We start from the raw sequence: 25,758 nt of genomic DNA on the forward strand, positions 1-25,758 counted from the left end.
CGGGTGACACTCGTCAGCGGCGCCGGTAGCCGGTGGGCCGGCGGTCCTCGCGGTAGGACGGGTTGGCGCCCAACGGGTTGCGCGGCTTCCCGTCGTCGGTCGGCGTCGGTCCCGGCTGGCAGGACGGGCAGTAGAACGCCGGCCGCTCCTTCAGCACGGGGCCGATCGGCGCCACCCTGATGATCGTCCCGCAACGCTGACACGGCCGGCCGGAGCGGCTGTGCACCCAGTTCTCCAGCCCGCGGCGGGGATTGCCCGTCGTGGTGGGCTTGGCCTGGGTCGCGCCGCGGAGCAATTGCCGCCGCGCGGTCGCCAGCAGTGCGGGGACGTCGACCTCGCCGATGGGCATCCACGGGGAGGTCTTCTGCACGAACAGCGCCTCGGCCATGTACATGGTGCCGATGCCGGCCACAGTCGTCTGGTCGAGCAGCGCGGCACCGACGTGCCGCTCGGGGTCGACGGTGAGCCGGCGGGTCGCTTCGGCGAGCCCCACTGTTTCGAAGTCGTCGGCCATGATGTCCGGCCCGAGGTGCCCGACGAGCGTGTGCTCGTCCGCGGTCGGCAACAGGTCGAGCAGTCCCAGCCAGGTCCCGACCGCCGTCCACTCCGTGCCGCCCAGCACCGCCCGGACGCTGCCGCGGCCGCGCTGCGGCCATGGTTCGGCGTCACGCGCGTGCACGTACCAGCGCCCCTCCATCCGCAGGTGCGAGCGCAGCGTCAGCGGCACATCGGGGACGGTCGGGAAGCGCGGCCGAGTAGCTCCCTCATCGGCGGCGGCGAACCGGGTCAGGATCTGCTTGCCGTACGCCACCACTTCGGTGACCGTGCGGCCGGCGAGGTCCGCCTCGCCCAGCGTGGGCCAGCGCAGCTCGGAACGGACCAGCGGTCGACCGGCGAGCGCCTGATCCAGCCGGCGGGCGGTCCGCAGCACGGTGTCACCCTCGGGCATCGCTCACCTCCTGTTTCCAATGGGGCTCAATTGCGGCTTTGTCGTACGGGAGCGGAAACGGCGTCGAGTGATGTGTTCCCCGATCGCGGGACGTTCTCCGATCCCGCGGCGTTACCGATCTCGCGGCGTTCCCGATCGCGGGGATTCGGCCGATCGCCGAGGCAGATTGCCGTGGCCGGCTTCCGCTCACCGGGCGCTGCTGCGCAGGCGGAGTCCGCGCGGGGTCATGGTGAAGCCCGCCGCCGTCAGCGAATCCACCACCGGGCCAGTGGACGAGAGCGCGTCGGTGCCGTCGATCTTGGTGATCGTCAGCGATCCGATCCGGCCGGAGCGCACCCGCTCGGCGAGCGCTTCGGCCGCGACCGCGAGCAGCTCCGGCTGTCCGGAGAAGGTCAGCAGGGAACGCCCGCCGCGTTCGGCGAAGAACACCGCCTCGCCATCGACGAGCACGGTGAGGGCTCCGGCGCGACGGGCGGGTCGATGCCGGTCGGACGATCCTGCGGAGGGCTTCCCGTTCACCCGCTCGGGATCTTCGCCGGTGCCCGGCTCGGCCCTGGAACCGGTGCTCGCGCCGCCGACGGACGCACCGCCCGTGCTCGCTCCGCCGCTGGACACGCCGCCGCGACTCGCACTGCCGCTCGACGTACTGCCGGTGGTCGGCGGCCACGGGAGGGCGGCGCCGTACGGGTTCGCGGGATCAGCAGCGGCCAGCACGACGCCCTGCGGAACACCCTCCTGCTCACCCGGTCTCGCCGCGAACCCCCGGACCCGGTCGACCGCGCCGGCCGACGCGAACTGCGCGGCCCCGAGACCCTCGACGAAGTAGCCGCGGCGGATCCGGCCGGTCTCCTCCAGTGCGGCGAGCACCCGGTACACCGCGGCGAACCCGCCGACGGTGCCCTCGGCCACCACCGCGCCGCGGGTGACGATCCCGTGCCGGTCCAACAGCACCTCGGCGGCCGCATGCGCCCGCACCGTCGAGTCGGTCTCCTTCTCCGGGACCAGTGACCACCGGCCGGTCACCGACGGCGGGACACCGCGGCGGATCCCGCGCTCGCCCACCGGACGGCCGCGTTGCCCCGCCGAGAGCAGCGCCAGCCCGGACGGGCCGCGCATTCGGGCCCGCGGGGCAGGGGTTCTCGACCGGTGCGTGGTGCGGCCACCGACCAGCTTGGCGCGCAGCGGGGCAAGCGTGTCGCTGGTGACGAGCCCGGCGAACACCAGGTCCCACAAGGCGTCCGCGACGGACGAGTCGTCAGCGGCGACCTTCGGTGCCGATCCGTTGGTCGAGGTCGGGTCGCCGTTCGCAGTCCCGTGCTCCCGGTCGGCCGCGACGAACGCGGCGACCGCGTCGGCCAGCGACCGGAAGAAGTAGGCGCCGCCACCGGCCAGCACCTGCAGGATGGCAAAGTGCAGCTCGCCGGTCGGGGCGGGCGAGTCGGCATCCGGCAGCGGAATGGTGAGCGCCGATGTGTCGGCCAGGTGCAGTGCGATCCAGCCGTCGTCGCCGGCGAGTGAACCGTGCCCGGTCCACAGCACTTCGCCGGCGGTGGTGAGCTCGTCGAGCATTGCGGGGGTGTACCCCGAGACCCGGGCGGGCAGGATCAACGACTCCAGCGCCGAGGCGGGAACGACGGCGCCGGCCATCTGCTCGATCGCCCGCAGCAGCCCGTCGGTGCCACGCAGCGCCTCCGATCCACGGTGCACACCGATGCCGTTCCAGGCGGTGAGGAAGCGGGCCAGTGCCTGCTTCTCGACCGGTTCGACCTCAGCGCGCAGCGCGGCCAGCGACCGCCGGCGGAGCAGCCGGAGCACCTCGGCATCGACGAATTCCGGTCCGCCGGCGGCGTCTCCGCGCCGGTCGAGCGAGCCCAGCGGCCGGAACTCGCCTTCGGCGAGCCGGCCGGAACCGGCGAGGCGGCGCAGCGCGTCGGTGACGACGGCGATGCCGAGACCGAACCGGGACGCCGGCTCCGCCGCGACGAACGGCCCGTGAGTCCGGGCGTACCTGCCCAGCAGGCGACCGAGCGGGTCGTCGACCGACGTCAGCAACGATGCGGCGATGCCCGGCGGAAGTGCGGTGCCGAGGGCGTCACGGAGCACCGGCGCGTCGGTGGGATCGGCCCACATCACCTCGCCGCCGATCCGCACCTCTACCGCCCTGCGGGTGGCAGCGAGGTCGGCGAGGGCTCCGCCGACGTCCGGCACCGAACTCCGCAGGTCCACCTCGGTGGTCGTCAACGGGCCGATAATTCTGAGCAGGTCGGCGATCTCGTCGATGTTCCGGGCGCGCCGGTCCTCCGCGACGCGCTGCAGTTCCGCCTCGATGTCGGCGAGCGCCGTCGGGTCGAGCAGGTCGCGCAGCGCCAACCCGTCGCCGTGCCCGAGCAGTTCGGCGAGCAGGGTCGGGTCGACGGTGAGGGCGGCCGCCCGCCGCTCGGCGAGCGGCGAGTCACCCTCGTAGAGGAATTGCGCGACGTAGCCGAACAGCAGCGAGGACGCGAACGGGGACGGCGAGGGCGTCGTCACCTCGACGATCCGGACGGTCCGTGACTCCAGTTCCTTCATCAGGGAGACCAGCGACGGGACGTCGAAAACGTCGGACAGGCACTCCCTGACCGCTTCGGCGACGATCGGGAACGACGGGTACGCCGACGCGACCTCCAACAGCTGACTGGCCCGTTGACGCTGCTGCCACAGCGGTTGACGCTTGCCGATCTGCCTGCGCGGCAACAACAGTGCGCGGGCGGCACACTCCCGGAACCGGGCGGCGAAGATGGCGGCGCCGCCGATCTCCGCCGTCACCTCGGCTTCGAGGGTCTGCGGATCCAGGGCGACGAACTCGGCGAAATCCGGTGGCCCGTCCTCGTACTCGACATCGGGAAGCCGCAGCACGATCCCGTCGTCGGCGTGCATGGCCGCGACGTCGACCCCGTACCGCTCCCGCATCCGCGCCGAGATCACCAGCGCCCACGGCGCGTGCACCGCGGCCCCGTACGGCGAATGCAGCACGATCCGCCAGTCCCCCAGCTCGTCCCGGAAACGTTCGATCACCAGGGTCTTCTCATCGGGGACCACACCGATCGCGGCCTGCTGTTCGGCGAGGTAGCCGACGAGGTTGTTCCGGGCGTACTCGTCCAGGCCGGAGGCGGCGAGCATCCGATCGGCCACCTTCGGCTTCGCCGACGAGACCTCGCGGACGAACTCCCCGTGTGCGCGGCCGAGTTCGGCCGGCCGGCCGAGCGTGTCGCCCTTCCAGAACGGCAACTTGCCGGGCAGTCCCGGTGCGGGCAGCACGAGCACCTGATCGCGGGTGATGTCAACGATGCGCCACGAACTGGAGCCGAGCGCGAAGACGTCACCGACCCTGGACTCGTAGACCATCTCCTCGTCGAGCTCACCAACGCGCCGGCCCGGTCCGTCGCCACCGGCGAGGAAGACGCCGTACAGCCCGCGGTCCGGGATGGTGCCACCCGAGGTGACGGCCAGCCGTTGCGCTCCCGGCCGCCCGGTGAGCACCCCGGTGGTCCTGTCCCAGGTCAGCCGGGGCCGTAACTCGGCGAACTGCTCGCTGGGATAACGGCCGGACAGCATGTCCAGCACCGCTTCCAGCGCGCCACGGCCGAGCGCGGCGAACGGAGCCGACCGGCGGAGCAGTTCCAGCACCTCGTCGACCGTGATCGGTTCCATCGCACAGATCGCGACGATCTGCTGTGCCGCGATGTCCAGTGGGTTCGCGATGACGGAGAGCGATTCGATGGCCCCGACCTGCATGCGGCCGGCCACGACGGCGGCGGAGATCAGGTCCCCACGGAACTTGGGGAACATCACGCCGTGGCTGGGTGCGCCGACCTGATGCCCGGCCCGGCCGATCCGCTGCAGCCCACTCGCCACCGACGGGGGTGATTCAACCTGGATCACCAGATCCACCGCGCCCATGTCGATGCCCAGCTCCAGCGAGGAGGTTGCCACCACGGCGGGCAACAGTCCCGTTTTCAGCTCGTCCTCGATGAGCGCGCGCTGTTCCCTCGAGACCGACCCGTGGTGCGCCTTCGCCAGCACGGCGGGCGCACCGACGGCGGTGCCGGCCTGCGCCATCACTTGGGCCGCCGGGCCGGATACCTCCGCCGCCTCGCGGAGGTCCACCACGGCGAGCCGCTCGGCGTGGATCTCGTTGAGCCGTGCGGTGAGTCGTTCGGCGAGCCGCCGCGAGTTGGCGAACACGATCGTCGACCGGTGTGACTCGATGAGATCGACGACCCGCTCCTCGACGTGTGGCCAGATCGAGGTCCTGGCCACCTCGCCGGCGGCCTTACCGGTCAGGTCGCCGGTGGTCGTGCCGAGTTGGCTCATGTCCGCGACCGGCACCACGACATCGACGTCGATCTGTTTCGTGGACGGCGGCTGGACCACCGTCACGGGTCGGCCGCCGGCGAGGAACCGGGCCACCTCCTCCACCGGACGGACTGTGGCCGAGAGCCCCACCCGCTGGGCGGGCCGGTCGAGCAGCGCGTCCAATCGGTCGAGCGAGACTGCCAGGTGCGCGCCGCGTTTCGTCCCGGCGACGGCGTGCACCTCGTCCACGATGACGGTGCGGACGCTGGTCAGCATCTCCCGCGCGCGGCTGGTCAGCAGCAGGAACAGCGACTCCGGTGTGGTGATCAGGATGTCGGCGCCCTCCCGCGCGAAGATCCGGCGGTCGGATGCCGGCGTGTCCCCGGAGCGCACGGCGACGGAGATCTCCGGAAGCGGCAGCCCGCGCCGCGCGGCCACCTGGCCGATGCCGGTGAGCGGCGAGCGCAGGTTGCGTTCGACGTCGACGGCGAGGGCCTTGAGCGGGGAGAGGTAGAGCACGGTGCAGCGTTCCGCCGGCGGCGATGGCGCACCGGCCGCCGTCCGGGCCGAGCGCGAGACGAGGTCGTCGATCGAGGACAGGAACGCCGCGAGCGTCTTGCCCGATCCGGTGGGCGCCACCACCAGCGTGTGATCCCCGCGGCCGATCGCGTCCCAGGCACCGGTCTGCGCAGTGGTCGGCTCCGCGAACGCCGCGGTGAACCAGTCCCGGACCAGCGGATCGAACCGCGCCAGGGCAGCCGGGGACGCGGGGTCGCCGCCGGCCGCGTGCTTGGTCACCCAGCCATTGTGCTGGTGCCCACCGACAGCGGCGTCCGGACCAGGTGCCCGGCCCCGCCCACCCCGTTCGGGACCGCCGGGCCCATCCGGTTCGCGCGCAGCGCCAGGGGGAACTCCAGCACCATCGGCGACCGGAACGGAGTGCGTCCCGCATGCAGCGATCCAGCGACACCAGCACTGTCACCCGCCCCAGCGCAGCCAGGTCGATCCTGTCCGGTGTGCTGGTGGGCATCGGCGTCGCGGCGTTCGTCGACGAGGTGGTTTTCCACCAGTTGTTGCGCTGGCACCACTTCTACGACAAGTCGACGCCCGATGTGGGGCTGATCTCCGACGGGTTGTTCCATGCCGGTGGATGGCTGGCGATGGTCGCGGGCCTGTTCCTGTTCGCGGACCTGCAGCGGCGCCGGGCGACCGTGCCGAAACGGTGGTGGGCGGGCGCCTTCCTCGGCTGCGGAGGATTCCAGCTGTACGACGGCGTGATCCAGCACAAGCTGCTCGGACTGCACCAGATCCGCTACGACGTCGACCTGACGGCCTACGACCTCACCTGGAATGCGCTGGCGATTATCCTGGTGCTCGTCGGGGTCGCGCTGCTGTTCGGCACCGCCCTGGCGGTAGACGGCCGCCGCCCGTGACACCCCTCCGGGCCCCGGGCGTCCTGCTGTCGACGGCGCCGGTCGGGCATGCCGACATGACCCCGATGACGGGCCTGCCTGGTAGCGCGTTCTTCGTCATGAACGCAGTGCTGTTGGCCGCGGCCGGCTACGTGGTCGGCGTCCGCCGGTTGCGCGGTCGCGGAATCGGCTGGCCGGTGGCGAGATCGGCCGTGACGGCACTGGGGCTGGGCTGCGTGGTGATCGGTGTGCTGCCGGCACCCGGGCTCGATGCGTTTCCCGCGCACGTGCTGCAGCACCTGCTGATCGCGATGCTCGCGCCGTTGCTGCTGGCGCTGGGCGCGCCGATCACCCTCGCCCTGCGAACAGTGGGGCCTCGCGCCCGGCTGGGAATCCTGCGGCTCCTGCACAGTTCCCCGGTGCGGGTGATGACCCTTGCCCCGGTGGTGTTGGTGCTGCACATCGGGGGCCTGTACGCCTTTTACCTGACCCCGTTGTTCGACATCGCGCACGGCAACAGCATGGTCGCTGCGGTGATCCACCTGCACATGTTCCTGACGGGCTGCCTGCTCAGCGCTCTGCTCGTCGGCGCGGACCCGATCAGGAACCGACCGGGGCTGGTGACCTCACTGGTCGTGCTGTTGATCGCCGCGGCAACGCACGACATCCTGGCCAAGTTCATGTACGCGCATGGGTTGCCGGCCGGTGCCGGGCCCACCGATCAGCTCCAAATGGGCGCTCAGCTCATGTATTACGGCGGCACCGTTGTCGAGGTTGCACTCGGTATCGCGGTGCTGTCCCGCTGGTACGCCGCCTCGGGTCGGGAACTCCGTCGTCAGCAGCGCAGGCAGGTTGTCCCCGGATCCGCCTAGATCACCGAGCGGACCCCGACATTGCTTCGCTCACAGCAGTTCCCATGAAGCCAGGCTGACGGAAACGGCGATGCCGACGACGACAACTCCGGTCAGGGCGACGACCGGTACGAGAGTGATGGCGCTTTTCAGGATGCTCATGATGTCCTTCGGTGACAATGCAGGAGCGCGCACCGCGCCCGAGGATGAATCCGGGTGCCGGAGCGTGCGGGGCGAATACAGCAGCAGTACTTATTCACGGGTGCCGTGAAAGAAATGGCGCGGTGGGGAGGGCGGCTTGTTTCACCCGAGCAACTGGCTCACCGGGATACATCGTCAACGGTGACCGGCAGGCTGCAGTGCAAACCTCATTCTACGGTATAGGGATCGGTCACCGGCGCGACTTCGACCCGGTCAGCACCGAGCAGGCCACCGAAAGTGGCTGCCGCGACACAGAAACCGAGAAAGTCGGCCCGAGTTCGGGCGGTCGAGGCCCTCCTGCCCGTTTCCGAACCCACTGAAACCGGACGAGGTATCGCGAGTCTCACACCATTTCGGGAGCGGGCATGGGGGCACACCACCGCCCCGCCCCGCCCCGCCCCAGATCGAGCCCGAACCCCAGACCCAGACCCAGACCGGTGACAAGGTCCCTTGACACCTGTCCCGTGCAGCGGCATTCTGGGCTGATGATGACAAGGAACCTTGACAATGCCGACCGAAGCAACGGGGACCGGGCCAGGGCTCGGGCGTACCTGCGAGAGTTCATCCCGGGCATGGTGGCGTACGGCGTGGTGCTGATCTTGGTGATCAGCCTGGGCGGGCTCGACGGCACCGCGCCGTCACGGTTTGTCTGGGCGGTACTGCCCGCACTGCCGTTGCTGTGGGTCCTGGTTGCCGTGGTCAGGCATCTGCATCGGCTCGACGACTACCAGCAACGACTTCTGTTGGACGGCTTCGCGGTGGGGTTCGGCGTGGCGATGACTGCCGCGGTGACGATCGGACTGCTGGAGGCAGCCGGCCTGCAGAGTCGCATCACCGGGTGAGTGATCTTCGGGGCCGGCATGATCGGTTGGGGGGTTGCCAGCATCCTGGCTCCGCGGCGGTGAAGAACGCACTGAAGCTGCTGCGGGAACAGCGGGGATGGACCCAGGGCGCACTGGCAGATCAGTTGGAAGTGTCACGCCAGACGGTGAACGCACTCGAAACCGGTCGCTACGACCCGAGTCTCCCGTTGGCCTTCCGAATCGCAAGCCTCTTCGGAGTCACCATCGAGGAGGTCTTCTACCCGGAGAACTAGGCCAGCAGAGCAGAGCCGGCGGATCTCAGTCGGCCGCGTACTGCGCCGCCCCGTGCTTGAAATAGCCGTGGAAGCTGATGTCGCCGCGCGGGATGCCCTGTAGGACAAGCATTCTCCGGACGGCTGTCGTCATCCCGGACTCGCCGGACACCCAGGCGACCGGCCGGGCGCCCGCCGGACGCCACGACCGGACCGCCTCGGGCAGCAACGTCCCGGGACGGCTGCGCGGCGCACTCCGGATCAGATAGCGGATATCCGCGGCGCAGGAAGTCGGCAGGTCCCGCCTGTCACGCGGGTCGGGGACCTCGATCAGCACCGTGGCGTTGATCGCGTCCGGGAGCGCCGCCAGCAGTCCGGCCGCGGCGGGGAGCGCGCTCTCGTCACCGACGATCAGGTAATCGGTCGCCTGGCGCCGGATCTCGTGCAGCACGCCCTGGTCGATGAGTCCGACGTTCGCCCCCGGCACCGCGGTGGACGCCCACTCGCAGGCAGGTCCCGCCGGCTCGTGGCGGACGAAATCGATGTCCACCTCGGCGACGTCCGGCCGCACGTCCACGACCGTGTAGTTGCGCAGCACCGGTCGCTCGGCTGCGGGCATGGCGACCAACTCGGGCCACCACTGATCGGTGAGCGGCAGTCGCGGGGCGTCCTGGTGCTGCAGCGGGAACAGCATCCGCACGTAGTGATCACTCAGGAGGTACTGCCAGGCGGCGAACTCGGGCGCCGTGAGGGTGATCCTGATCATGTGGGGACCGAGCGGCAGCACGCGCCGGACCCGAGCCGCGACCGCATGCGGTGACCTCGTGACGGGAGCCCTGCGCGCCCGCGGGGCCACATCATCCGCCGTGTCAACGGCTGCATCGATCAGCGCCTGGTCCATGGATCTCCTCGAGAAGTGCGGCGGGGGGCGGATTCCGGATCCTCCGATGATGAGTTAGGTTAGCCTAACCTCGCCCATTCACCTAGCGCCCCGAAGGGTCCACACTCCATGCCCGCTCTCCGCTCCAGCCGCACCGCCGGGCCGATCGCACTCGCCACTGCCGCCCTGCTACTCGCCGCCTGCGGCAGCGATACCGGCTCGTCCGCCGCCCCAGCCCCGTCCAGCAGCACGGCCCTCGGCAGCGTCGGAGCGGATCCGGCCGGCTCCGCAGCCGCGGCCGCGGCCGCGACCTTCCCGGTCACCGTCACGCACGCGTTCGGCACGACCACCGTCGACGCGAAGCCGGAACGGGTGGCCACGGTCGCGTGGGCGAATCACGATGCCGCCCTCGCCCTCGGCGTCGTACCGGTCGGGATGGCCAAGCAGACGTACGGCGACGACGACGCCAACGGGATCCATCCCTGGACCGCCGAGCAGATGACATCGCTGGGGGCAGAGGAACTTCCGGTGCTGTTCGACGAGACGGACGCCATCGACGTCGAAGCGGTGGCCGAGACGCAGCCGGACGTCATCCTCGCGGCGTTCTCGGGGATCACCAAGGAGGAGTACGCGACGCTGAGCGAGATCGCGCCGACGATCGCGTACCCGGACGCTGCGTGGGGCGCTCCGTGGGACACGGCGTTGCTGACGAACGCGAAGGCTCTCGGACTGGAATCCGCTGCAGCGTCCTACATCGAGGGCATCGACGCCGACATCGCCACCGCCCTGGCGGAGTACCCGCAGATCGCCGGGAAGACCGCGATGTTCACCTACCTCGATCCCACGGACCTGAGTTCCGTCGGGTACTACAGCGCCATCGACGCGAGGGCGAGGTACCTGACGGACCTCGGCCTGACCACGCCTGCGAGCATCGAGAAGCTGTCCGCCGGGTCGGACGAGTTCTTCGGGTCGGTGAGCGCCGAGAAGGCCGACACCTTCGACGATGTGGACATCGTCTTCGGGTACGGCGACGAGACGCTGTTGGCCACCCTGCAGGCCGACCCGCTGCTCGGGACCATTCCCGCGATCAAGAACGGCGCCGTCGTCTTCATCGAGGACGGCACCCCGTTGGCGGCGGCGGTGTCCCCGCCGACCGCGCTGTCGCTGCGCTGGAGCCTGGACGACTACCTGCCCCTGATCGCGGCCGCCGCCGACAAGGTGCAGTGACCGCCTCGACGAAACCCGTGCACCCGCCGGACGCTGCCCGCACTCGGTCGGCGGGTGGCCGGTCGGGTGGGCGATCACGCACCCGCGGCCGGCGCATCGGCTGGCTCGCCGTCAGCGCCGGACTGGTGCTGATCGCCGCCACGCTGTCCGTCTCGCTGGGTGCGCGGACGGTCAGCGTTCCGGAGATCCTGTCGTCCTTTCTCGACCCGGCGCAGGAAGGCATCGCGCAGGCGGCCGTCCGCCAGCGACTTCCGCGGACCGTGCTGGCCATCGTGGTGGGCGCGGCGCTGGGGCTGTCCGGCGCCCTGATGCAGGGAGTCACCCGCAATCCGCTGGCCGACCCGGGCATCCTCGGGATCAACACCGGCGCTGCCCTCGCCGTCGTCGCCGGGCTGGCGTTCTTCGGCATTTCCTCACCTGCCCAGCACATGTGGCTCGCGATCGCCGGTGCGGGTGCCGCGGCGGTGGTCGTGTACCTGATCGGTTCGCTCGGTCGCGGCGGCGCGACGCCACTCAAACTCGCACTCGCCGGTGCCGCGACCATGGCGGCGTTGAGTTCGCTGCTCAGCGGGATCCTGCTGCCGCGGGTGGAGATCATCACCGTGTTCAGGTTCTGGCAGATCGGCGGCGTCGGCGGCGCCACCATGCCTGCCGTGCTGCAGATGCTGCCGTTCCTCGCCGTCGGCGCGCTGCTGGCGGCGTTCGCGGCCCGCAGCCTGAACAGCCTTGCACTCGGCGACGACCTCGCCGCCGGGTTGGGCGAGCGGGTCGCCCGGGCACGCCTGCTGGGCGGGATCGGGGCCGTTCTGCTCTGCGGCGCGGCAACGGCCGTTGCCGGCCCGATCGCTTTCGTCGGCCTCGTCGTGCCACATACGGCGCGCCTGCTGGCCGGGGTCGACCACCGTTGGCTGCTGCCGCTCTCGGCCATGATGGGCGCCGCATTGCTCACCGTGGCCGATGTGATCGGGCGACTGGCGGCCAGACCCACCGAACTCGAGGTGGGAGTGGTGACCGCGCTGATCGGTGCGCCGGTGTTCATCGCGATCGTCCGCCGCCGACGGGTCCGCGAGCTGTGAGCGCGCCGCCGATGGCGAGAACTGCGACGCCGACGACTCCTGGTTCGGGGACCACCCTGCGCCCCGCTCGGCGTCGCCGTGAGCGCCGCCGCGGGGTCGTGATGGCCGCGTTGGCGCTGTCGGTGGTGGTCCTGTTCGCCGTCACGCTCTGCTTCGGACGCACCGTCTACAGCCCGGCCGAGGTCATCCGGGTTCTCAGCGGCGAGCAGGTCGCCGGTGCGTCGTTCGCGGTCGGTCGGCTTCGGCTGCCCAGGGCGCTCACCGCGGTCCTGGCGGGCGTCGCCTTCGGAGTTGCCGGGGTCACCTTTCAGACGATGCTGCGCATGCCTTGGCCAGCCCGGACGTCATCGGCATCACGTCCGGAGCCAGCGCCGCCGCGGTGGCCGGGATCGTCGTACTCGGCCTAAGCAGCTCGGCCACCGCCGCGCTGGCGGTCGTTGCCGGACTGCTGACCGCCCTGGTGATCTACCTGCTGGCCTTCAAGGACGGTGTCTCGGGCGGCCGGTTGGTGCTCATCGGCATCGCGGTCGGCGCAATGCTGGACAGCGTTGTCGCCTACCTGCTGTTGCGCGCGAGCGCATGGGACGTCCAGGAGTCCCTGCGGTGGTTGACCGGAAGCCTGAGCACCGCCTCCTGGTCGCAGCTCCCGCCGCTGGCGATCGCGGTCGCGGCGGTGCTGCCGATCATGCTGGCGCTCGGCAGACGGCTGCAGATGCTGCAACTCGGCGACGACAGCGCCGCGGCGCTCGGTGTCGACGTGCAACCAACCCGGCTGCTGCTGGTGCTCGGTGCGGTCGCCCTCGCAGCCTTCGCCACCGCGACCACCGGCCCGATCGCCTTCGTGGCATTCCTCGCCGGGCCCATCGCGGTCCGACTGGTCGGCCCGGGCGGGTCCCTCGTCATTCCCGCGGCACTTGTCGGCGCGGCCCTGGTGCTGGCGGCAGACCTGTTGGGGCAGTTCGCGTTCGACACCCGATTCCCCGTCGGCGTGGTGACCGGCGCGGTTGGCGCGCCGTACCTGCTGTACCTGCTGATCAGGTCCAATCGCATCGGAGGCGCCCTGTGAGCAACCCCGACCACACGCAGCACGTTCCCACCCTCAACGTCGTCGGCGCGACCCTCGGCTACGGCGAGCGCACCGTCGTACAGGGCTTCGACCTCGAGGTGCCTGCGGGCCGGATCACGGTGATCGTCGGAGCCAACGCCTGCGGGAAGTCGACGCTGCTGCGGGCCATGGGTCGGCTGCTCAGACCGTCCGCGGGCACGGTCCTGCTGGACGGCAAGGACATCCACCGGACGCCCACCCGTGAGGTCGCCCGACGGGTCGGGGTGTTGCCGCAGACGCCGGTAGCGCCGGAGGGAATCGTCGTCGCCGATCTGGTCGGCCGTGGCCGCAACCCGCACCGCGGCCTGCTGAGCCGGTGGACCGCCGCCGATGACGACGCGGTCTATGCAGCGCTCACCGCGACCGGGGTCGCCGATCTCGCGGACCGCCCGGTGGACGAGCTGTCCGGAGGTCAGCGGCAGCGGGTCTGGATTGCGATGGCGCTCGCACAGGACACGGACATCCTGCTGCTGGACGAGCCGACCACGTTCCTGGACGTCACCCACCAGATCGACGTCCTGGATCTGCTCACCGAGCTCAACCGCCGCCGCGGCACGACCATCGTGATGGTGTTGCACGACCTCAACCTGGCCGCGCGTTACGCCGACGAGCTGGTCGCGGTCAAGGACGGTCGCTGCCACCGCCGGGGTACACCGGCCGACGTGGTGACCGTGGACTGCGTGCGGGAGGTGTTCGGCCTGGAATCGCGGATCATCGAGGACCCGACAAGCGGTGCGCCGCTGGTGCTTCCGCTGGGCCAGTTCCACGTGCGGCGCTGATCAGGCCGGGCTCGGTCAGCCGGCGTCCTGGCCTGCCTCCGCGCCGGCACTGTGGTCGGCGGCCGCGGCACGGGCCAGACCCTCCAGGATGACGTCGAGCCCGTACCCGAACTCGAGGCCGAAGTCGTAGCCGGGCACCATGATGTGCTGCATGGTGAAGTCGAGCAGGTGCGGGTAGGCGTCCGCGTCGAAGTACTGCTCCATCATCGAGGACGCCAGGTCCGGCACGCTCTCCGGACCGTTGATGGGCAGGGCCCGCTCGGACAGCGCGAACCCGTACACGTAGCTGTCGATGAGCGCGAAGGCGTGCGCGGTCAACCGCACGGAAAAACCTGCCGCCCGGAGTGTCCCGATGAAGGCGTTGTGGTGCCGCAAGGTCGCAGGCCCGGGATTCAGTCGCGACTGCAGCAATGCCGTCGCCCACGGATGACGGCGCAGCACCTCCCGCGCCGAGTCGGCCCGGCGCCGCATCTCGGTCCGCCACTCCCCGCCGATCACCGGGAGCTCGATCTCCGCGAAGACGAGATCCACAGCCGCGTCGATGATCTCGTCCTTGTTCGCGACGTAGTGATACACCGACATGGGCTTGACGCCGAGTTCCTGCGCCAAGGACCGGATCGTCAGCCCACCGATCCCGCCCGCGTCGGCGACGGTGACCGCGGCCCGGAATACCCGGTCGCGACTGAGCGGCGCCCGCTGCGGAGCACCCGACTCGACCGTGCTGCCCGAACTGACCGCTTTCGACATTTTCTCCCCGCTCCCTGGCGCCTTCGTACTAAGTACTATACAGTCTCGTACTAAGTAAGGTGAGACCGGCTCACCGGCTCGACAGGGAGTGAAGATCATGGGAACCGAAGCGCAGCGGACGACAGGCACCCAGACCACAGGCACCCAGACCACGGCCACCCAGACCCCAGGCACCCAGACCGGGACGGTCCTGCCGCGCTCCATGCGGGCGATCGTGCAGAGCACCTACGGCACGTCGGAGGTGCTGCAATTCGGCGAGACCGCGCCGCCGGCGATCGGCGAGAGTGACGTGCTGATCCGGGTCCGGGCCGCCGGCCTCGATCGCGGCACCTGGCACCGGATGACGGGCCGGCCGTACCTGATGAGGGTGATGGGCTTCGGGTTCCGCCGACCGAAGAATCCCGTTTCCGGTGTGGATGTCGCCGGCACGGTGGTCGCCGTCGGTGCCGCTGTCAGCAGGTTCGCGATCGGCGACGAGGTGTTCGGAATGAGCAGGGGCTCCTTCGCGGAGTACGCGGCGGCACCGGAGAACAAACTGGCGCACAAGCCGGCTGGAATCACGTTCGAACAGGCTGCCGCGTCACCGATCTCCGGCGGAACGGCGCTGCAGGCCCTCCGCGCGGGCAAGATCGAGCACGGGCAGGACGTGTTGATCATCGGGGCGTCGGGCGGCGTCGGCAGCTTCGCGGTCCAGCTGGCGAAGGCACTCGGGGCAACCGTCACCGGGGTGTGCAGCACCGACAAGACCGACATGGTGCGGGCGCTGGGCGCGGACCGCGTCATCGACTACCGGCAGGAGGACTTCGCCGACGGCACCCACCGCTATGACCTCATCATCGACATCGGCGGCAACGCACCGATCTCCCGGCTGCGCAGGGCCCTCACGCCCACCGGCACCGCCGTGATCGTCGGCGGCGAGAGCCGCGGCAACCTGACCGGCGGAATCGACCGGCAACTCCGCGGCGCCCTGCTCAGTCCGTTCATCGGGCAGCGGATCACCGGGCTCGTCTCGAAGGAACGGGCCAGCGACCTGGAAATCCTCTCCGGCCACCTCGAGGACGGCTCCGTCCTGCCGGCGATCGACCGCAGCTACCCACTTGCTCAGGCCCGGGACGCCATGCGGCGCATGGAGAACGGGCAGGTTCGCGGCAAGGTCGTCATCACCGTCTGACCCGGCGTCGGGCTCGACGCACCACATCACACCGCTCGCAACGGCTGCCGTCAGGGCAGGCCGGCAGTCCACCGCGCCCGCCGGGCCCGGGCACCCGCAACCACGGAAGGCACCGACATGATCGAGATCGACAACCTCAGCAAGCGGTACGGCGACAAGCTGGCGGTGGACGGCCTGAGTTTCACCGTCCAACCCGGAATGGTGACCGGCTTCCTCGGACCGAACGGCGCCGGCAAATCCACCACCATGCGGATGATCGCCGGGCTCGACAATCCCACCGCAGGAACGGTTCTGGTCAACGGCCGCGAGTACCGATCCGCCGCCGCACCGATGGCCGAGCTGGGGGTCCTGCTCGAGGCGAAGGCGGTGCACACCGGCCGATCGGCGCGCAATCACCTGCTGTCGCTGGCCCAGACCAACGGCATCGGCCGGCACCGGGTGGACGAGGTGATCGACCTCGTCGGTCTGCGTCAGGTGGCCGGCAAGCGGGTCGGCGGCTTCTCCCTGGGTATGGGCCAGCGATTGGGCGTGGCATCGGCCCTGCTCGGCAACCCACGAACCGTGGTGCTCGACGAGCCGGTCAACGGCCTGGATCCGGAGGGTGTGCTATGGATGCGAACGATGCTCAAGCAGTTGGCCGCGGACGGCCACACAGTCTTCGTGTCGTCCCACCTGATGAGTGAGATGGCCCAGACCGCAACACGACTCGTCGTCATCGGCCGCGGTCGGTTGATCGCCGACACGACGGTCGACGACTTCGTCGCCCGGGCGTCCAACAAGTCCGTCACGGTCCGCACACCCGAGGCCGCACGATTGACCGACCTGCTGCAGGGACCGGACGTCACAGTCGGCCGGACGCACTCCGACGTCCTGCACATCACCGGCCTGACCCCCGAACATGTCGGCACGATCGCGTGGCAGGCCCGGCTCGCGATCTACGAATTGACCATCCATCAAGCCTCCCTGGAAGAAGCGTTCATGAAGCTGACAGGCGATTCCGTCGAGTACCGCACGAACGGCACCGAGATCACCTCCGCCGATGACGTCGCCGCGGCGGTGGCGTCATGACAACCGCTGCGATGACGCGGGTATGGACCGGGTCGCCGGAACTGCGGGTCACCCAGGCGCGCGTCGTGCTCTCCGAGTGGACCAAGCTCCGCTCGCTGCGCTCGACCGTCACCACCCTGCTGGTCGCCGCCCTGCTGATGATCGGTCTCGGCGCAATGTTCGCGGCCATCACGGCGAGCGAGGGCGGCGGGTTCGCCCCCGGGACCAGCGCCATCTCCACCTCGCTCACCGGCACCTTCTTCGCGCAGCTCGCCGTCGGTGTGCTCGGGGTGCTGTTGATCAGCGGTGAGTACAGCACCGGGATGATCCGCTCGTCGCTGACGGTCGTGCCCGCGCGGCTGCCGATGCTCTGGGGAAAGCTGGCAGTCTTCGCCGGCACGGTGTTCCTGACGATGCTGGCGGCCGCGTTCGCCTCGTTCTTCATCGGCCAGGCCCTGCTCGGGACCGACCTCGACGTGTCGCTGTCCGATCCGGGTGCGCTGCGGTCGGTGGTCGGCGCTGCGCTCTACCTGACGGTCGCCGGCATGACGGCCCTCGCCCTCGGGGCCCTGCTGCGCAACACCGCCGCCACGATCACCACGTTCGTCGCCGTCTTCTTCGTCATCCCGCCCCTGACGAACCTGCTGCCCACCTCGCTCACCGACCACTTCGTCCAGTACCTGCCGTCCAACGCCGGCGCGATGCTGCTCGACGGGACGTACGGCGTCGCGAACCCGCTGTCACCGTGGACCGGGTTCGCGGTGATGGGCGGGTACGCGGCAGTCCTGATCGGGATCGCCGGATGGCGGCTGCGGCGGGTCGACGTCTGACCGTTCACCCAGCAGGAGCCCGATGGCGTCGCCGGTTCACGGCGGCGCCAGCGGGCTGTCTCCCCAGGCCGCGTGTTCGCCGAAAGAAAACCGACTGGCTGAGTGAGCACTCACTCAGTAGTGTCCTCGACCGTGACCCCCGCATCCTCGGCCTCCCGCGCCGCCCCCCTCCCACCGGACGAACGCCGGGCGGCCATCATCGCCGCGGCAGTGCCGCTGGTGTGCGACCACGGCGCCTCGGTGACCACCCGGGAGATCGCCGAAGCGGCCGGTATCGCTGAAGGCACGATCTTCCGGGTCTTCCCGGACAAGGACGCGGTGATCTCGGCGGTGGTGGCCAGCGTGCTGGACCCGGCGCCGCTGGTGGCCGACATGCGCGCGATCGACCCACAGCACGATCTGCGGCAGGTGCTGACCGAGGCCGTCGACGCGATGCGCCGGCGGATCGAGAGTGTCTGGCAGATCATGTGGATGCTGCGGGTCGCCGGACCGCCCGGACGCGAGTCGGACACCTCGAAGTTCGTAGTCGTGACCGCCGCGGGAGAAAACCAGAAACATCACCACGCGCCCGACCTGACCGAGGTCACGAACGCACTCGCCGACCTGTTGCTTCCCCACCGGGAGGAGCTCCGGACAACGCCGGCCGAGGCCGCGCGGCTGTTCCGGCTGATCACCTTCGCCGCGGCCCACCCCCGGATCACCGACGGACAGCCACTTTCCACCGAGGAGATCGTCCTCCTGCTGCTGAACGGCATCGGCCGGCACGACGGAGTTCCTGACGAACACGACGTAGCTCCTGAAGAACACGACGGAGCTCCCGAAGAAAGTAGCGCTGAGAAAACCGCTTCCACGCAGTCGGATCCGGCGACAGACTTCTCCCCCGGGGCACCCCCCGCCGGGGAGACGCACCACACCCCCACCCATTCCGATCCGGTCGGAGCCCGCTGATGTTGCTACGCCTGCTGCGCACCTACCTGCGCCCCTACCGCGGCCCGCTGACCGCAGTCGTGATCTTCCAGCTGATCGGAACGATCGCGTCCCTCTACCTGCCGGCGCTGAACGCCGACATCATCGACCAGGGCGTCGCCAAGGGCGACACCGCTTACATCATGTCGACCGGCGGCATCATGCTCGGCGTCACCGTGCTGCAGATCGTCTGCACGATCATCGCCGTGTACTTCGGCGCACGGACCGCGATGGGCTTCGGCCGGGACGTCCGCGCCGCGCTCTTCCATCAGGTCGGCAGCTTCTCCGACCGGGAGATCGCCAAGTTCGGTGCTCCGACGTTGATCACCCGGAACACCAACGACGTCACCCAGGTGCAGATGCTGGTGCTGATGACCTGCACATTGCTGGTCGCCGCGCCGATCATGTGCATCGGCGGCATCTTCATGGCCCTCAAGACCGACCTGGGCCTGGCCTGGCTGTTGCTGATCAGCGTGCCGGTACTGATCATCGCGATCAGCCTGATCGTCGTCCGGATGATCCCGCAGTTCCGCAAGATGCAGACCAGGATCGACGTGGTCAACCGGGTGCTACGCGAGCAGATCTCCGGCGTCCGGGTGGTCCGGGCGTTCGTCCGTGAACCGTTGGAGACCAAGCGCTTCGAGGACGCGAACGAGCAGCTGACCGACACCGCGGTGCGCGCCGGACGGCTGATGGCGTTGATGTTCCCGACCGTCATGCTGGTGCTGAACGCCTCCAGTGTCGCCGTGCTCTGGTTCGGCGCCGCGCGGGTCAACAACGGCGACATCGAGATCGGCGCACTGATCGCGTTCCTCAACTACCTGATGCAAATCCTGTTCTCGGTCATGATGGCGACCTTCATGGCCGTCATGGTGCCGCGGGCATCGGTGAGCGCGGACCGCATCACCGAGGTTTTGCACACCGATTCCTCCGTGGTGCCGCCGGCGAAGCCGGTGATGCCGGCTACCGCCACCGGCGAAATCGCCATGGAGAACGTCGAATTCAGCTACCCCGGGGCGAGCGAACCTGTGTTGCGCAACATCTCACTGCGCGCGCGACCCGGAACCACGACGGCGATCATCGGATCGACCGGAGCGGGCAAGACGACGCTGCTCTCGTTGATCCCACGACTGTTCGACGCCACCGGCGGTGCCGTCCTGGTGGACGGGGTGAACGTGCGCGACTACGACCCGGAAACCCTCTGGGACCGGATGGGGCTGGTGCCGCAGAAGCCGTTCCTGTTCACCGGAACCGTGGCCTCGAACCTGCGGTACGGGAACCCTGACGCGACCGACGAGGAGCTCTGGACGGCGTTGACCATCGCCCAGGCACGGGACTTTGTGGCCGCGATGCCGGAGGGCATCGACTCGCCGATCTCGCAGGGCGGCTCCAACGTGTCCGGCGGGCAGCGCCAGCGATTGGCGATCGCCAGGGCATTGGTGGCGCAGCCCAGCATCTACCTGTTCGACGATTCGTTCTCCGCGCTCGACCTGGCGACGGACGCCCGGCTGCGGGCCGCGCTCCGGCCGACCACCAGGGACAAGACGGTGGTCATCGTCGCGCAGCGGGTGTCCACCATCGCCGATGCCGACCAGATCATCGTTCTCGAGGACGGGTTGCTGGTGGGCGTCGGGACCTACGACGAACTGATCGAAACCTGCCCGACATTCATCGAGATCGTCCAGTCCCAGCTCGCAGCGGAGGTGCCGGCATGAGCACCTCGGCAACGAAACCGGATGTACCGAAACCAGCGGCGCCAGAACGTCCGAAGTTCGCCCCACCCGCGGGCCGCGGTCCCGGTGGGCACGGCCCGTTCGGCGGCGGCATCGGCATGCCGGCGGAGAAGTCGCTGAACTTCGGCCCGTCGGCGAAACGGCTGCTGCGCCGGATGAACCCGGAGCGGATCGGGCTGGTGTTCGTCATCCTGCTCGGTGTGCTGAGCGTGGTGTTCTCGGTCCTCGGACCGAAGCTGCTCGGCAACGCCACCAACATCATCTTCGACGGCATCATCAGCAAGCAGTTGCCGGCCGGGATCACCCAGCAGCAGGCCATCGACGGGGCACGGGCGCAGGGCAACGACACCTTCGCCGACCTGCTCTCGGGCATGACGCTGGTGCCCGGCCAGGGGATCGACTTCACCGCCCTGGGCACCGTGCTCTTGTGGGTACTGGCGCTCTACGTGCTGGCGTCGGTGTTCGGCTACCTGCAGGGCTATCTGCTGAACGGGATCGTGCAGCGGACGATCCTCAAGTTGCGCGCGGAGGTCGAGGACAAGCTCAACAAGCTGCCGCTGGCCTACCTCGACCGCAACCAGCGTGGTGAGGTGCTGAGCCGGGTCACCAACGACATCGACAACATCTCGCAGACCCTGCAGCAGACGCTGTCCCAGACGCTCACCTCGCTGCTCACCGTCGTCGGCGTGCTGGCCATGATGCTCATCATCTCGCCGGTCCTGGCCGTCGTCGCGCTGATCGCGATCCCGCTGTCCCTGGTGGTCACCACGGTGATCGCCAAGCGTTCGCAGCCGAAGTTCGTCGCGCAGTGGCGGAGCACCGGCGAGCTCAACGCCAGGGTCGAGGAGACGTTCACCGGGCACAGCCTGGTCAAGGTCTTCGGCCGGCAGGCCGACGCCGAGAAGGCTTTCGACGACAAGAACGCCGAGCTCTACCACAGCTCGTTCGGGGCCCAATTCATCTCCGGCATCATCATGCCGTCGATGATGTTCATCGGGAACCTGACATACGTCGCGATCGCCGTCGTCGGTGGACTGCGGGTGGCGTCGGGCACGATGTCGCTCGGTGACGTCCAGGCGTTCATCCAGTACTCCCGGCAGTTCACCCAGCCGCTGACCCAGCTGGCGTCGATGGCGAACGTGCTGCAGTCCGGAGTCGCTTCCGCAGAGCGGGTTTTCGAGTTCCTGGACGCCGACGAGCAGTCGCCGGACCCGGCGAACCCGAAGCGGGTCGCGACACCGCGGGGCCGGGTGGAGTTCACCGACGTGTCGTTCCGGTACGACGCGGAAACCCCACTGATCGACGACCTCTCGCTGGTCGCGGCACCGGGTCAGACGGTCGCCATCGTGGGCCCGACGGGTGCGGGGAAGACGACCCTGGTGAACCTGATCATGCGGTTCTACGAGATCGACGGCGGGCACATCACCCTCGACGGCGTCGACGTGGCCGAGATGACACGGGCGGACCTGCGGTCCCGGATCGGGATGGTGCTGCAGGACACCTGGCTGTTCGCCGGGACCATCAGGGACAACATCGCCTACGGCCGGCCGGACGCCACCGAGGACGAGATCCTGGCCGCCGCAAGGGCAACGTACGTCGACCGGTTCGTGCATTCGCTCCCCGACGGGTACGACACGCTGATCGACGACGAGGGCAGCAACATCAGTGCCGGCGAGAAACAGTTGCTGACCATCGCCCGGGCGTTCCTGGCCGACCCGGCACTGCTGATCCTGGACGAGGCGACCAGCTCGGTCGACACCCGGACCGAGGTGCTGGTGCAGCACGCGATGGCCGCGCTGCGCGCGGACCGAACGAGTTTCGTGATCGCGCACCGTCTTTCGACGATCCGCGACGCCGACCTGATCCTGGTGATGCAGGACGGGGCCATCGTGGAGCAGGGCACACACGACGAACTGCTGGAGCTCGGCGGGGCCTACGCCGACCTCTACAACGCGCAGTTCGCCGGCGCGATCGTCGACGCATGAGGTGACCGGCGCGGCGGCCGCTCCGGCGCCCGCCGCCCGGTCCCGCACCGAACCGCCCACCCCGAACGGGGTGATCTTGCCTACTGCGTGCCGGTTCCGGAGTCGCGGCCCGTAGGATGGACCGGACGCCGCCGGCATGGCAGCGTCGAGGTCGCTGCTGTGAACGCCGTCATCCCGACGAAGGGAAGGCGTTCCTTCTCTCTTCTTCGGTGTTCAGGCATCGCGAGTCGGTCAGCATCACGGCCAACCGCCCGCCCATCGATTGGACACCCCGCACTTCATGAGTTCTTCTTCGTTTTCTTCCGCGCGCCCCCAGTCGGCACAGTCGGCACACACCGCCCGCTCCAGCGCACAGCGTTCAGGCGCACAGCGCACCGGCGCCTTCTCGGTCGGCGCCTTCTCCTCGAGCATCCGCAGCACCGATACCGCAGGTTCCGACGCCGGGACCCGCCGGCCCGCCTCCTCCCGTTCGTCCGACCGGCTGAACCGGTCCGCCGGCGCGGCAGGCAACGGCGCGCAGGGTGGGAGTTCACCGCGCGGCGGTTCCGCCGGCAGCGGTGCCGCCCAGGGCTCGCAGTCCGCACAGTCCACCCAGGGTGGTGGCGAGGGTCGCCGTCGTCGTCAGCGTGGTGCCGAGAATCCGTCCGCGGGACGACCGGCCGGCTCTGGCAGGCAGTCCGCCCCCGCCCGGAACTCAGCGCCGCGACAGAACACAGCGCCGCGGCAGAACTCAGCGCCGCGGCAGAACACAGCCCCGCGGCAGAACAGCCAGCCACGCGTTGCCGAGACCGGCACTGCCTTCCCGGTCGCCGCGCAGCGCGTGACGACCGTCCCCGGCCAGCCGTCGGCCAGCTTTGCTGAGCTCGGCGTGCCGGCTCCGTTGCTCCCGGTGCTGACCAGGCTCGGCGCGATCTCGCCGTTCCCGATCCAGGAAGCCACCCTTCCCGAGACGCTGGCCGGGCGTGACGTGCTGGGCCGCGGCAAGACCGGCTCCGGCAAGACCATTGCCTTCGCCATCCCGCTGGTCACCAGGCTCACCGGCGGCCGCCGGGTCGCCGGCCGCCCACGCGGGCTGATCCTGCTGCCGACCCGTGAGCTCGCCCTGCAGGTCGCCCGCACCGTTGAACCGCTCGCAGCGGCCGCCGGTCTCCGCACCGTCGTCATCTTCGGTGGCGTCGGCTACGGCAACCAAACCTCGGCACTGCGCGCCGGTGTCGACATCGTCATCGCCTGCCCCGGCCGGCTCGAGGATCTCGTCAACCAGAAGGCCTGCGACCTCAGCACCGTCGAGGTCACCGTGCTCGACGAGGCCGACCACATGGCCGATCTCGGTTTCCTGCCGGTGGTTCGCCGGCTGCTCCGCACCACCCCGGCCGGCGGCCAGCGGCTGCTGTTCTCCGCCACCCTGGACAACGGGATCTCCGTGCTCGTCAAGGAGTTCCTGAACAACCCGATCCTGCACGCCGTCGACGACGAGACCTCACCGGTCGATCTGATGTCGCACCACGTGTTCGCGGTGAGCTCGGAGAACCGCCCGCAGGTCATCCGCGAACTCGCCGCCGGCGGCGGACGCCGGATGCTGTTCACCCGGACCAAGCACAGCGCGAAGAAGTGGGCAGCCGCTCTCTCCAAGCAGGGCATCCCCGCGGTGGACCTGCACGGGAACCTGTCCCAGAACGCCCGCGAACGGAACCTGGCAGCGTTCTCCACCGGTTCGGCGAAGGTATTGGTCGCGACGGATATCGCCGCCCGCGGCATCCACGTCGACGACGTCGAGCTGGTCGTGCACCTCGACCCGCCCACCGAGCACAAGGCCTACCTGCACCGCTCCGGGCGCACCGCCAGGGCCGGGGCCGGCGGCACCGTCGTCACCGTGATGCTGCCCGAGCAGGCGGCCGATCTCCGCAAGCTGATGAAGCTGGCCGGGATCACCGCCGCGACCACCCAGGTCGCCCCGGGTCACCCGGCGATCGCCAAGGTCTCCGGCTGATCTCAGTCCGAGTTCACGCTCAGGCTGATCTCAGCCGGAGTTCGGCAACCCGCTGGGCCTGTCCACTGCCATAACAGCAGGGAAATCCGCCGATCTGACGGCCGATTTCCCTGCTCCGGCGTCACTCGACCGGGGCGGGACTGGTGGCGTGGGCGGGACTGGTGGCGTGGGCGGGAATGGTGGCTTGGGCGGGGTGAGGCCGGGGGGCACAACGGCCTGTGGCAGGCCCCGTCAGTCAGGGGGCCGTGCGCCAGCGCTGGTCTTCCGGCAGCGCGGCGAAGAAGGCATCCACGTCCTCGTCGGTCACCTCATCCAGCCGGGCCGGTTTCCAGCGCGGGTTGCGATCCTTGTCGATCACCTGCGCCCGGATCCCCTCGGCGAGATCCGGGTGCGTCAGGAACCGGATCGCCAGCCGGTAGTCCTGTTCCAGAACCTCGTCCAGCGACATCGACGCGGCCAACCGGACAGCCCGCAGCGTCACCTTCAGCGCGGTCGGGGACATCGCCTTCAGCACCGCCGCCGTCTCACGCGCCGCGCTCTCTGGCGCAGCCCGAAGAGCCTGCACGATGTGCTCCACGTCGTCACCGGCGTAACACCGATCGATCCACTCCCGGTCCGCGGCCAGTTCCGGGTCGGGCGGGGTCCGTCCGATCGATGATGGGACCGTCCCCGCGCGCAGTGTGTCGGTGAGTGCCGCGAGGTCGGACCTCGGCACGAAATGATCCGCCAGCCCCGAGGCGATGGCTTCGCCCGGCCCGAGCCGGCACCCGGTCAGCGCGGCATGCGTACCCAGCTCGCCCGGCGCGCGGCTCAGGAGATACAGCCCGCCGACGTCGGGACAGAGGCCGATCGCCGTTTCCGGCATGCTCAGTTGGGAATCCTCGCTGACCACCCGAACACCGCAATGCCCGGAAATGCCCAATCCCCCACCCAGAGTCAAACCGGACATATAGGCGACAATCGGTTTGGGGTAGCGGGACAACAATGAATTCATCCGGTACTCGTCGGCGAGAAACGTCGCCGGCCCGGTCCCCCGGTCCAATCCCTCGTGCAGTTCCTTGATATCGGCTCCGGCGCAAAGCCCCCGTTCCCCGGCGCCGTCGATCAGCACCACGCGCACGGCGGGATCGTCGGCCCACCGGGACAACGCGGCGCTCACCCGGCGGACCATGTCGACGGTCAATGCATTGATCCGGCGCGGGCGGTTGAGGGTGATGTGTCCAAGCCGGCCATCGAGGCGGATGAGGATGTCGGGACTCGTCGCGGCTTCGTCGGTGGTCACCGGGTCACGGTAGCCAGTGGTCGTACGAGTCCGCCTCTCCCGGCCGGTCAGCGGCCGCTGAGGCCGGAATCCCCGCCGAGGCGCGCACTTTCCGAGACCAGTTCGTGATCATCGAAC

General features: G+C 69.6%; 19 protein-coding genes and 1 pseudogene. 15 read left to right on the forward strand and 5 right to left on the reverse strand.

From position 1 onward, the window contains the following. Positions 1–13 precede the first annotated feature (13 nt). Both ACVBEQ_RS22760 and ACVBEQ_RS22765 read right to left on the reverse strand, forming a co-directional pair. On the reverse strand, positions 14–949 hold the full coding sequence (locus ACVBEQ_RS22760; protein ID WP_447155685.1) for a DNA-formamidopyrimidine glycosylase family protein: 936 nt from the start codon (positions 947–949) through the stop codon (positions 14–16). A gap of 186 nt (positions 950–1,135) precedes the next feature. Continuing rightward, positions 1,136–6,082, reverse strand: coding sequence for an ATP-dependent helicase (locus ACVBEQ_RS22765; protein ID WP_447155686.1), 4,947 nt, complete (start codon positions 6,080–6,082; stop codon positions 1,136–1,138). A 152-nt stretch (positions 6,083–6,234) separates the two neighbouring features. Between ACVBEQ_RS22765 and ACVBEQ_RS22770 the strand changes: the two genes are divergently transcribed. From ACVBEQ_RS22770 to ACVBEQ_RS22785, 4 genes are all read left to right on the forward strand, one after another. Beyond that, positions 6,235–6,717, forward strand: a complete 483-nt coding sequence (locus ACVBEQ_RS22770; protein ID WP_447155687.1) for a DUF2243 domain-containing protein — start codon at positions 6,235–6,237, stop codon at positions 6,715–6,717. Beyond that, positions 6,714–7,568, forward strand: coding sequence for a cytochrome c oxidase assembly protein (locus tag ACVBEQ_RS22775; protein ID WP_447155688.1), 855 nt, complete (start codon positions 6,714–6,716; stop codon positions 7,566–7,568). Before ACVBEQ_RS22770 ends, ACVBEQ_RS22775 begins: the two co-directional genes overlap by 4 nt. 665 nt (positions 7,569–8,233) lie before the next feature. Then, positions 8,234–8,590 carry a hypothetical protein gene (locus ACVBEQ_RS22780; protein WP_473163198.1) on the forward strand — a complete coding sequence of 119 codons (357 nt, stop codon included), beginning with the start codon at positions 8,234–8,236 and terminating at the stop codon, positions 8,588–8,590. Between the two features lie 59 nt (positions 8,591–8,649). Next, entirely contained in the window at positions 8,650–8,844 is a 195-nt protein-coding gene (locus ACVBEQ_RS22785; RefSeq protein ID WP_447155690.1) for a helix-turn-helix transcriptional regulator, read from the forward strand. A 25-nt stretch (positions 8,845–8,869) separates the two neighbouring features. Here the strand turns inward: ACVBEQ_RS22785 and ACVBEQ_RS22790 are convergent, their stop codons facing one another. Then, positions 8,870–9,724 carry a siderophore-interacting protein gene (locus ACVBEQ_RS22790; protein ID WP_447155691.1) on the reverse strand — a complete coding sequence of 285 codons (855 nt, stop codon included), beginning with the start codon at positions 9,722–9,724 and terminating at the stop codon, positions 8,870–8,872. Between the two features lie 108 nt (positions 9,725–9,832). Between ACVBEQ_RS22790 and ACVBEQ_RS22795 the strand changes: the two genes are divergently transcribed. The 4 genes and pseudogenes from ACVBEQ_RS22795 (at position 9,833) to ACVBEQ_RS22810 (ending at position 13,890) form a co-directional block, all read left to right on the forward strand. Further along, positions 9,833–10,930, forward strand: coding sequence for an iron-siderophore ABC transporter substrate-binding protein (locus ACVBEQ_RS22795; RefSeq protein ID WP_447155692.1), 1,098 nt, complete (start codon positions 9,833–9,835; stop codon positions 10,928–10,930). Next, complete coding sequence (locus tag ACVBEQ_RS22800; RefSeq protein WP_447155693.1) at positions 10,927–12,006, forward strand: FecCD family ABC transporter permease; 1,080 nt, start codon at positions 10,927–10,929, stop codon at positions 12,004–12,006. Before ACVBEQ_RS22795 ends, ACVBEQ_RS22800 begins: the two co-directional genes overlap by 4 nt. 11 nt (positions 12,007–12,017) lie before the next feature. Next, positions 12,018–13,072: pseudogene (locus ACVBEQ_RS22805) on the forward strand (FecCD family ABC transporter permease). Further along, on the forward strand, positions 13,069–13,890 hold the full coding sequence (locus ACVBEQ_RS22810; protein ID WP_447155694.1) for an ABC transporter ATP-binding protein: 822 nt from the start codon (positions 13,069–13,071) through the stop codon (positions 13,888–13,890). Before ACVBEQ_RS22805 ends, ACVBEQ_RS22810 begins: the two are co-directional and overlap by 4 nt. Before the next feature lie 15 nt (positions 13,891–13,905). Here ACVBEQ_RS22810 and ACVBEQ_RS22815 read toward each other — a convergent pair whose 3' ends face one another. Continuing rightward, positions 13,906–14,637, reverse strand: a complete 732-nt coding sequence (locus tag ACVBEQ_RS22815) for a TetR/AcrR family transcriptional regulator (RefSeq protein ID WP_447155695.1) — start codon at positions 14,635–14,637, stop codon at positions 13,906–13,908. Positions 14,638–14,839: 202 nt separating this feature from the next. On the opposite strand from ACVBEQ_RS22815, the gene ACVBEQ_RS22820 reads away from it, so the two are divergent. The 7 genes from ACVBEQ_RS22820 (at position 14,840) to ACVBEQ_RS22850 (ending at position 24,359) form a co-directional block, all read left to right on the forward strand. Next, positions 14,840–15,808: an NAD(P)-dependent alcohol dehydrogenase gene (locus tag ACVBEQ_RS22820; protein WP_447155717.1), complete on the forward strand. Its 969-nt coding sequence runs from the start codon at positions 14,840–14,842 to the stop codon at positions 15,806–15,808. Positions 15,809–15,925: 117 nt separating this feature from the next. After that, positions 15,926–16,876, forward strand: coding sequence for an ABC transporter ATP-binding protein (locus tag ACVBEQ_RS22825; protein ID WP_447155696.1), 951 nt, complete (start codon positions 15,926–15,928; stop codon positions 16,874–16,876). Then, a complete protein-coding gene (locus ACVBEQ_RS22830) occupies positions 16,873–17,685 on the forward strand; it encodes an ABC transporter permease (RefSeq protein WP_447155697.1) in 813 nt (270 codons plus the stop codon). Before ACVBEQ_RS22825 ends, ACVBEQ_RS22830 begins: the two co-directional genes overlap by 4 nt. Before the next feature lie 132 nt (positions 17,686–17,817). Next, the gene (locus ACVBEQ_RS22835; protein ID WP_447155698.1) at positions 17,818–18,633 is read left to right on the forward strand and encodes a TetR/AcrR family transcriptional regulator; all 816 of its coding nucleotides are present in this window, start codon (positions 17,818–17,820) and stop codon (positions 18,631–18,633) included. Further along, complete coding sequence (locus ACVBEQ_RS22840; RefSeq protein ID WP_447155699.1) at positions 18,633–20,366, forward strand: ABC transporter ATP-binding protein; 1,734 nt, start codon at positions 18,633–18,635, stop codon at positions 20,364–20,366. Before ACVBEQ_RS22835 ends, ACVBEQ_RS22840 begins: the two co-directional genes overlap by 1 nt. Continuing rightward, positions 20,363–22,369 carry an ABC transporter ATP-binding protein gene (locus ACVBEQ_RS22845; protein WP_447155700.1) on the forward strand — a complete coding sequence of 669 codons (2,007 nt, stop codon included), beginning with the start codon at positions 20,363–20,365 and terminating at the stop codon, positions 22,367–22,369. Before ACVBEQ_RS22840 ends, ACVBEQ_RS22845 begins: the two co-directional genes overlap by 4 nt. A gap of 280 nt (positions 22,370–22,649) precedes the next feature. Further along, a complete protein-coding gene (locus tag ACVBEQ_RS22850; protein WP_447155701.1) occupies positions 22,650–24,359 on the forward strand; it encodes a DEAD/DEAH box helicase in 1,710 nt (569 codons plus the stop codon). 235 nt (positions 24,360–24,594) lie between these two features. Here ACVBEQ_RS22850 and ACVBEQ_RS22855 read toward each other — a convergent pair whose 3' ends face one another. Further along, positions 24,595–25,641, reverse strand: coding sequence for an enoyl-CoA hydratase/isomerase family protein (locus ACVBEQ_RS22855; protein ID WP_447155702.1), 1,047 nt, complete (start codon positions 25,639–25,641; stop codon positions 24,595–24,597). Positions 25,642–25,758: the final 117 nt, after the last annotated feature.

It is taken from the genome of Nakamurella sp. GG22 (assembly GCF_052976845.2).